Raw genomic sequence first — 9,473 nt, forward strand, 5'->3', positions numbered from 1 at the left:
CGCACTGACTCCGGGAACCGCGCAAATAATAGCGGTTACCAACGGAACAGTTAACATCACGGCGGCAGGTGCAATCACCTTTACCCCAAGTTTGAATTACAATGGAGCGGTAAGTTTCCCGTATGTAATCAACGATGGAAACGGAGGAACTGCCACAGCAAATGAGGAGATCACGGTAATGGCAGTGAACGACAACCCAGTAGTTGACAATGACACCAATGTAATGTTGGAAGACGGAACGCCAGCCACTGGAGATTTAACCGATGCGGGAGATACAGATCCTGATGGAACGACTTTATTGATGAATACCACGCCAGTAAGTGGTCCAAGCAACGGAACCATTGTCATCAATGCAGACGGAACGTACACATATACACCAAATGCTAATTTTAACGGAACGGATGTTATCACCGTTGAAGTGTGTGACCAAGGAATGCCACTTCCTGCAAATTGTGTAAACCAGACTTTGACCATCACGGTAACTCCGGTAAACGATGCGCCGGTAGTTGACAACGATACCAATGTAATGTTGGAAGACGGAACACCAGCCACGGGAGATTTAACCGATGCGGGAGATTCAGATCCTGACGGAACGACTTTATTGGTGAATACTACACCGGTAAGTGGTCCAACTAACGGAACCATTGTCATCAATGCAGACGGAACGTATACCTACACACCAAATGCTAATTTTAACGGAATGGATGTTATCACTGTTGAAGTGTGTGACCAAGGAGCTCCACTTCCTGCAAGTTGCGTAAACCAGACTTTGACTATCACGGTAAATCCGGTAAACGATGCTCCGGTGGCCACCTTAACAAATTCAACAAGCATTATTAATGACGGTACCGCCAAAGGGGTATCGACTTTAACCGGGACGGATACCGATGGAACAGTAGTTAGCTATATTATAAGTGTTTTGCCGGTTCCTGCACAAGGAATAGTATTAATGAATGGAGTTCCGGTAACGGTAAACCAAGTGTTAACTCCGCTTGAAGCCACTAAATTAACATTTATACCGGCAGCAGGCTTTACAGGAACAGCCACATTTATATATATGGCAACCGATAATGGCAATGCGGCAAGTATTCCATCAACGGTGAATATTCCGGTAGGAAATACACCGCCAACAACTGATGACATACCGAATGTAGTCTTGGCAAAAGACGGAACGGCGCAAGCTATTCCAGCTTTGACAGGAAACGATGCAGATGGTGCAGTGATCGCTTATGTAATTAAAAATCTTCCAGATCCAGCATCAGGGGTATTGACTCTAAATGGCGTTCCGGTGACAGTGGGACAAGAATTGACAGTGGCCAATTCAGCTGCATTAAAATTTACTCCAAATGTGAATTTTGTAAGTGATAACGCCAGTTTCACAATAGCGGCAAAAGATAATGGCGGATTGGTAGATCTTAGCCCAGCGACAATATCCATATCCCTAAAGGAATTGCCTGGTATTGCCATCATTAAAACGGCAACTTTTGATGATAATGACAGCGATGGTTTTGCGCAGGTTGGAGAAACGATAACCTATAAATTTGAGATTTCAAATACAGGAAATGTGTCATTGACGAATGTTGTAGTAACCGACCTTTTACCAGGTATTGTCCTTACAGGAGGACCAATATCATTGGGTGTGGGGCAAACTGACACTACTTCATTTGAAGGGAAATATAAAATAATTCAAGCTGATATTAACAAAGGAAATGTTGTAAATCAAGCAAAAGTGACTGCTATAAGCCCTATTGGAACTTTAGTAAGCGATCTTTCTGATAATGAAACGGTTACTGATGATAAACCTACGGTTTTGGGAATTACAGGTTGTGCTATAAAAGTATTCAATGCTATTTCTCCCAATGGAGATAAGAAGAACGAGCGATTTTATATCCAAGGATTAGAATGTTATCCTGATAATACGGTTGAAATTTATAATCGCTGGGGAGTTTTAGTATTCGAACGCGATCATTATAATAATGAAGACAGGGCATTTAAAGGAATCTCTGAAGGACGTGTAACGGTAAAGGAATCCGATGGATTACCTACGGGAACCTATTATTATGTTCTGAAATATAAAGACAGTGAATCCAATACGCATCAAAGGGCTGGATATTTATACCTCAATAAATAATTAGTCAAAACAAATTTAAATGGCTTAGTATAAAACTAAGCCATTCTTAAAAGTAAAATAAATGAGAAAATTAGTTTTAGTTTTTATGTTTTTTTCGATTGCAAGTTTTGCACAGCAAGATGCGCAGTTTACGCAATACATGCACAATACCATCAATATTAATCCTGCATATGCAGGTTCAAGAGGGGTTATAAGTATTTTTGGACTATACCGTACCCAATGGGTTGGACTGGATGGAGCTCCGGAGACAAGTACTTTTTCATTAAACACCCCATTAAATAATAGTAATTTAGGATTAGGAGTTTCGTTAGTAAATGATAAAATCGGTCCTACCAATGAAAATACCTTATCGGCAGATTTGTCTTATTCCGTTCCCACATCAGAGGCCTTCAAACTTTCGTTTGGTATCAAGGCAACAGCCAATTTATTTAATCTGGATGTTAATAAATTAAATCCAGAAGATCAGGATGACCCAAATCTTCAAAATTTCAACAGTAAATTTTCACCTAACATCGGAGCAGGAGTTTATTGGCATTCTGATAAAGCCTACATAGGTTTATCGGTGCCAAATTTCATCGAAACCAATCGTTATGATAATAATGAAGTTGCGGTATTCAAAGACAAAATAAACTATTATTTAATGGCAGGTTATGTCTTCGATCTGGATCCTTACATAAAATTCAAACCAGCGATACTGACCAAAATGGTTCAAGGTTCGCCTTTGCAAGCAGATGTTTCGGCTAATTTTATGTTTAATGACAAATTTGTAGTTGGAGTTGCTTACCGATGGAGTGCTGCATTAAGTGCTATGGTTGGATTTCAAATAACCGATGGTTTATATGTTGGTTATGGATACGACCGAGAAACAACCAATTTAAGGAACTATAATTCAGGATCACATGAAATATTCCTGCGTTTCGAATTGTTTAATAATTACAGCCGAATAACTTCACCTAGATTCTTTTAAGGATTCCAATTATGAAAATTAGAAATTTAATTTATACCGTTTTTTTAGTTTTATTTGTTTTTAAGGGAGTTGCGCAAACGACACGTATCGCTAATGCCAATAAGCAATACGATAGTTACGCTTATGTTGATGCAATTGCCACGTATGAGCGCATAGCTGAGAAAGGCTACAAAGACGAGAAGATGTTTCAAAAGCTGGGCAATGCCTATTATTTCAATGCAGAATTAGCGAAAGCATCAAAATGGTATGCCGAACTTTTTGCGATGAATCAAGAGCAAGAAGCCGAATACTATTACAGGTATTCTCAATCGTTAAAATCAATTGGCAAATACGCTGAAGCAAATAAAATCCTGGAGCAATTCAATAAGAAATCAGGCAATGATCAAAGAGCCAAATTATTCGCGAGTAATAAAAATTACCTTGAAGAAATCAAAGCCAATTCGGGACGTTATGATGTAGCTGATGCGGGAATTAATTCCGGGTTTTCGGATTATGGAAGTTCGTTTTCGGGGAACAAATTGATATTTACTTCTGCACGCGATACAGGTGGTGTTTCCAAGAAAGTATTCAAATGGACCAATCGGTCGTTTACGAATCTTTATGGGTCTGAAGTAAATACAAATGGTGATCTAAGCGAACCAAAACGATTTGGTAACAGAATAAATTCAAAATTCCACGAATCGACACCGGTTTTTACTAAAGACGGCAAAACGATGTACTTTACCAGAAATAACTATTTGGACGGAAAGAAAGGAAAAGACAGTAAAATGGTGACTTTATTAAAGTTGTATAAATCTACTTTGGATCAACAGGGACAGTGGACTAATGTAATGGAATTATCTTTCAACAGCAATCAATACAGTGTGGCGCATCCCGCACTTAGTCCAGATGATAAAACCTTATACTTTGCATCAGATATGCCGGGAACATTTGGACAATCGGATTTGTTCAAAGTGACAATTAATGACGATGGGAGTTACGGAATACCGGAAAATCTTGGAAAAAGCATCAATACCGAAGGCAGAGAAACGTTCCCTTTTATATCAGAAGACAATGAATTGTATTTTGCCACTGATGGACGGCCAGGGCTAGGTGGATTAGATATATTTGTTGCCAAAATAGAAAATGATAATGCCTTTAAAGAAGTAAAAAATATAGGAGGTCCTATAAACGGATCCCAAGATGACTTTGCATTTTTAATAGACAGCAAAAGCAGAAAAGGCTTTTTTACCTCCAATAGAGAAGGTGGTAAAGGGTATGACGACATCTATGCTTTTACTGAAATCAGAAAACTAACTTGTGAACAAGTTTTAACAGGAATTATTACTGATAAGGAAACGGGATTGATTCTTGCCAATGCGAAAGTGAGCTTATTTGACGAAAAATTTCAATTAATCAAAGAAAGCATTGCAAATGATCGAGGACAATATAGTTTTGAGGCAGCTTGTGGCAAAACCTATTATGTAAGAGCCGAAAAGCCTGATTATGAAACAAAAGAGAGAGCCATTACTGTTGGAGAGATCAACGGTAAAACCGATTTGCCATTGGCTTTGACAAAAGCAATATGTAAAGTGGCTGTTGGAGATGATTTGGGTAAATGTTTCGGAATAAAAATGATTTATTTTGATTTGGATAAATCGTTTATTCGCAAAGAAGCGGCATTTGAATTGGAAAAAATTCTGGATGTAATGAAACAATATCCAAAAATGAAAATCGATGTGCGTTCGCATACTGACAGTAGACAAACAGCCAAGTATAACGAAGCATTGTCTGATAGAAGGGCTAAATCAACGATTGCATGGTTAATAGAAAACGGCATAGAAGTCAGTCGATTGACCGGTAAAGGCTATGGAGAAAGCCAATTGGTAAATACATGTTCTGATGGTGTGAAATGCATTGAAGCAGAACACCAAGCCAACAGACGCAGCGAATTTGTTGTTGTTTCGATGGAATAAATAACCAGTTTGACTATGAAACAGCCTTTCCTTTCGGAGAGGCTGTTTTTAGTTAACACAATGATTCGTTTCTTTGGATAAGACCAATAAGTGGATTTTCTTTAAATGTAAAAAAAACTGAATGAAGCTAATTTTGGAACCATTCAAGCAGGGCAAACGCAGGGGTGAATACGGTTGAATATTTGACATAAATTCCACAAATTAGCACAAATTAATCGGTGTGAATTTGTGGAATTTGTGTCAAAAAAAGTTGAATTAAATCTATTGGCTCGATAATTCTCATCAAATAGTCAACTTTTTAAACTCGTGCGTTTGCCCTGGTGATTTCAGTTGTTGACAATGCCTTCGGTTTTCTGGAACTTGAAAGACGCAATTTTATTGTTTTTAAGATTGAAATGCTGCTTTTACAGTTATCGGAAAAATGTGATTTTTTATAAAAAAGGGAATAAAGAAAAGACGAGAAAAGGACTCTAAATTTTGTGTTGCGTTGGCTTAATTTCAATTTTTTTGCGTTTCGGATTAGAGGCGATTGGAATGCTGTTAGGGTTTAATGAACAGTTTGTTAGGGTTTATTTTTTAGTTTTTTAGCCTGTTTTTTACTCTTTTTTTTATGTTTTTGTGTAAAAGGTGTCTTTTGTCGATTTTTCTTGTATTTAATCAGATATAAGTAGTTAAGTTTGTCGTGTTTGTCTATGTTTGCGCTCCCAAATCCAAGGATAAACTTAGCTGTCGATGAATATGTGTGATTTTAGATTGAAACTGCTTACTTTTTATAAGCAATTATTTATTGTTGTTTTATTTTTTGTCTTTGTCCCTGTTAAGGCAAATGTGTTGTTTGCAGCTACTTCTGCAAGTCCTTTTTTTCAAGGAATTTATTTAAAAAATTACACCGCAACTAGTTCCGTTTCTAAAGCGGCAACAGTTTGCAAAGCGGACTGGTATGGCTGCGCTGCGCTATGCCAAAATAATTACGTACCAAGAATTGATGCGGAACACAACGACTTGTGATAATCCTGTTTGCATTAAGACCATCAAAATATTCTTCTGTTTCGATTATAAAGACAAATGCCTCTGTTGAGAGAAGATTTGTGTTTAAGAATCAGATCCTTAATAATTTTATTTAGAAATTTAATATCATTGCTTATATGTGGAATTTTACTTTAAAAGCCCATCGTTTTTTAATTTTTGTATTAGCTGTTATTTTATTTTTAATTGCCAGTCCTATTAGTGCGCAGTTATGCGGAACTCCAGGGGGTGATGGCCCTGTTACTTTATCAAGTTCCTTAAATACCTATTATCCTGTTGCGGGTGATATCACTTTGATGCTGGTACTGAATACTTTTTGGAAGGACATAAGGGTCACAATTCTAACAAGGGTTTGGTTTTTTGTGGAATTTATTGTTATGCCTAACGAATACTTAATTATAAATGTGGTTTAGTATGCCTTTTTGTATAAAAAGGATAAATAGCTAAATGATGGTGATTTATATTTTATTAAAAAACAGAAAATAAAGTTTTGATGAAAATGAAAAAAATATATTATATACTGATACTTTTATTTACAAGTTTTAGTCAGTTAGTGTTTTCCCAAAGTAGCAACTGTAGTACTGCGACTCCAATATGCTCAGAAAGTGGGGTTACTTACCCAGCTTTAATAAATAATGGACAGGCTCCTTCAGGGCCTAATTATGGTTGTCTAGGTAGCACTATTAATGCTTCTTATTTTACAATTACTGTAGGTATTTCGGGGGATATCGTGCTTTCAATTTCAAATTCTCCTAAGAATAGAGATATTGATTGGGTTTTATGGGGAGCTTTTAATGATAGTAATGCAGCAGTTAGTAGTTGTGCCACCTTAGGTCAAGGTGGTAGCAGTGGTTCTGTTATTGCTTGTGATTATGGTAGTTCTCCTTCAGGAACAATAACTGTCAATGGGGCAGTAGCTGGAAAAGTTTATGTACTGATGGTTACAAATTTCTCAGACAAGGATACTGATATATCTATTACCGAAGGGAGTGGAGGCGGTAGTTTATGTTGTCCCACTGCGGTTACCATGCCTCAAACTGTACTATGTCAAGGGCAAACTATGACTTTAGCGCCATCAACAGGTGGAACTTGGACTTCTAGTAATAATTCTGTGGCTACAATAACGAATTCTGGAGTGGTAACTGCTATTTCAGGAGGTACAGCTTATTTTACTTATACGAATTCTGGGGGCTGTACTACCTCTACACAAACTTTTACTGTAAATGCGTTGCCAACTATATCGGGCACATCAACGGTTTGTATTGGATTAACCACTGCATTGAGCGGTTCGGGTACTCCCGATGCTACGACCCCTTGGTCTTCGGCAACAACGTCAGTTGCTACAGTAAGCAATACCGGAGTTGTTACGGGAGTTGCGGCAGGAACAAGTGTCATCACTTATAAAAACAATAATGGCTGTACTCAAACGGTAACAGTTACTGTAAATGGCTTGCCAACGATATCAGGTACTCCAACGGTTTGTGTTGGATTAACGACTGCATTGACTGGTTCAGGTACTCCCGATGCTACGACCCCTTGGTCTTCGGCAACAACGTCAGTTGCTACAGTAAGCAATACTGGAGTTGTTACGGGGGTTGCGGCAGGAACAAGTGTCATCACTTATAAAAACAATAATGGCTGTACTCGAACGGTAACAGTTACTGTAAATGGCTTGCCAACGATATCAGGTACCCCAGCGGTTTGTGTTGGATTAACGACTGCGTTGACCGGTTCGGGTACTCCCGATGCTACGACCCCTTGGTCTTCGGCAACAACGTCAGTTGCTACAGTAAGCAATACTGGAGTTGTTACGGGAGTTGCGGCAGGAACAAGTGTCATCACTTATAAAAACAATAATGGCTGTACTCGAACGGTAACAGTTACTGTAAATGGCTTGCCAACGATATCAGGTACCCCAACGGTTTGTGTTGGATTAACGACTGCATTGAGCGGTTCGGGTACTCCCGATGCTACGACCCCTTGGTCTTCGGCAACAACGTCAGTTGCCACAGTAAGCAATATTGGAGTTGTTACGGGAGTTGCGGCAGGAACAAGTGTCATCACTTATAAAAACAATAATGGCTGTACCCAAACGGTAACAGTTACTGTAAATGGCTTGCAAACGATATCAGGTACCCCAACGGTTTGTGTTGGATTAACGACTACATTGAGCGGTTCGGGTACTCCCGATGCTACGACCCCTTGGTCTTCGGCAACAACGTCAGTTGCCACAGTAAGCAATACTGGAGTTGTTACGGGAGTTGCGGCAGGAACAAGTGTCATCACTTATAAAAACAATAGTGGCTGTACCCAAACGGTAACAGTTACTGTAAATGGCTTGCCAACGATATCAGGTACCCCAACGGTTTGTGTTGGATTAACGACTGCATTGAGCGGTTCGGGCACTCCCAATGCTACGACCCCTTGGTCTTCGGCAACAACGTCAGTTGCCACAGTAAGCAATACTGGTGTTGTTACGGGAGTTGCGGCAGGAACAAGTGTCATCACTTATAAAAACAATAATGGCTGTACTCAAACAGCGACAATTACAGTAAATCCATTGCCAACGGCAAGTATTTCTGGAACAGTAGCTGTATGTAAAGACGGCACGGCGCCAAATGTAACCTTCACGGGAGCAGCAGGAACGTCACCTTATACCTTTACTTACAATGTAAATGGAGGAGCAAATACTACTGTAACCACCACAATCGGTAATTCAGTAACTGTTGCAGCGCCAACAACAGCAGCAGGTACATTTGCTTATAACCTGGTAAGTGTTCAAGACGCGAGTTATACAACCTGTACTCAGGCACAAACAGGAACAGCGACAATTACAGTAAATCCATTGCCAACGGCAAGTATTAGCGGAACATTAAGTGCTTGTTTAACAACTACATTAACAGCAGTAACGGATGCTGTTTCTCCAACTTATATTTGGTATAAGGATGATGTTGTTATTGGTGGTCAAACAGCTTCAACACTTGTTGTTACAGCAGATGGAGATTATAAAGTAAAAATCACAAATACTTTAACTGGTTGTGAGCAGACTTCGGCTGCTTCAACGGTAAAGGTTGAGGATAAAATTGCTCCTACTGGAACAGCTCCGGCAGGAATTAGCCTAATTAATGCATGTTATGTGGATGCTACAACTGTGCCGACCGGTGTTCCTGCGTTTGATGCTACAACCAGTATTGTAGGATATGCTGATAATTGTGGAGGAGCTGTAGTTGCTACTTTAATGAATACAGTTGTAACAGGAGATAATTGTAGCTGGTCTGCAGTTTATACTTTTAAAGTTTCAGATCCTAGTGGAAATGAATTAACAGGGCAAACAATTACACATACAGGTGGAGACACTACAAGCCCGGTAATCACTTTGGCTGGTGCAACAGCA

6 protein-coding genes are annotated in these 9,473 nt (G+C 39.1%); all 6 read left to right on the forward strand.

Going from position 1 to position 9,473, the window contains the following annotated elements:
- A partial coding sequence (locus E0I26_RS16205) for a tandem-95 repeat protein (RefSeq protein WP_131917488.1) occupies positions 1-2,131 on the forward strand: 2,131 nt, incomplete at its 5' end.
- A gap of 61 nt (positions 2,132-2,192) precedes the next feature.
- The gene (locus tag E0I26_RS16210) at positions 2,193-3,098 is read left to right on the forward strand and encodes a PorP/SprF family type IX secretion system membrane protein (RefSeq protein ID WP_131917489.1); all 906 of its coding nucleotides are present in this window, start codon (positions 2,193-2,195) and stop codon (positions 3,096-3,098) included.
- 11 nt (positions 3,099-3,109) lie between these two features.
- Positions 3,110-5,053, forward strand: a complete 1,944-nt coding sequence (locus E0I26_RS16215) for an OmpA family protein (protein ID WP_131917490.1) — start codon at positions 3,110-3,112, stop codon at positions 5,051-5,053.
- Between the two features lie 732 nt (positions 5,054-5,785).
- Entirely contained in the window at positions 5,786-6,061 is a 276-nt protein-coding gene (locus tag E0I26_RS16220) for a hypothetical protein (RefSeq protein ID WP_131917491.1), read from the forward strand.
- Positions 6,062-6,198: 137 nt separating this feature from the next.
- Positions 6,199-6,492 (forward strand): hypothetical protein, encoded by a 294-nt coding sequence (locus E0I26_RS16225; protein WP_131917492.1) that lies wholly within the window; start codon positions 6,199-6,201, stop codon positions 6,490-6,492.
- Between the two features lie 86 nt (positions 6,493-6,578).
- The coding region (locus E0I26_RS16230; protein WP_165929468.1) for a beta strand repeat-containing protein at positions 6,579-9,473 on the forward strand (2,895 nt) is incomplete at its 3' end.

Origin of the sequence: Flavobacterium rhamnosiphilum, assembly GCF_004349195.1 — a bacterium.
GTDB classification, from domain to species: Bacteria; Bacteroidota; Bacteroidia; order Flavobacteriales; family Flavobacteriaceae; genus Flavobacterium; species Flavobacterium rhamnosiphilum.

What these genes read in the sequence shown, in the direction of transcription:
- E0I26_RS16210 (WP_131917489.1), top strand. Translation starts at nt 2,193, where the DNA reads ATGAGAAAATTAGTTTTAGTTTTTATGTTTTTTTCGATTGCAAGTTTT.
- E0I26_RS16225 (WP_131917492.1), top strand. Translation starts at nt 6,199, where the DNA reads ATGTGGAATTTTACTTTAAAAGCCCATCGTTTTTTAATTTTTGTATTA.
- E0I26_RS16220 (WP_131917491.1), top strand. Translation starts at nt 5,786, where the DNA reads ATGAATATGTGTGATTTTAGATTGAAACTGCTTACTTTTTATAAGCAA.
- E0I26_RS16215 (WP_131917490.1), top strand. Translation starts at nt 3,110, where the DNA reads ATGAAAATTAGAAATTTAATTTATACCGTTTTTTTAGTTTTATTTGTT.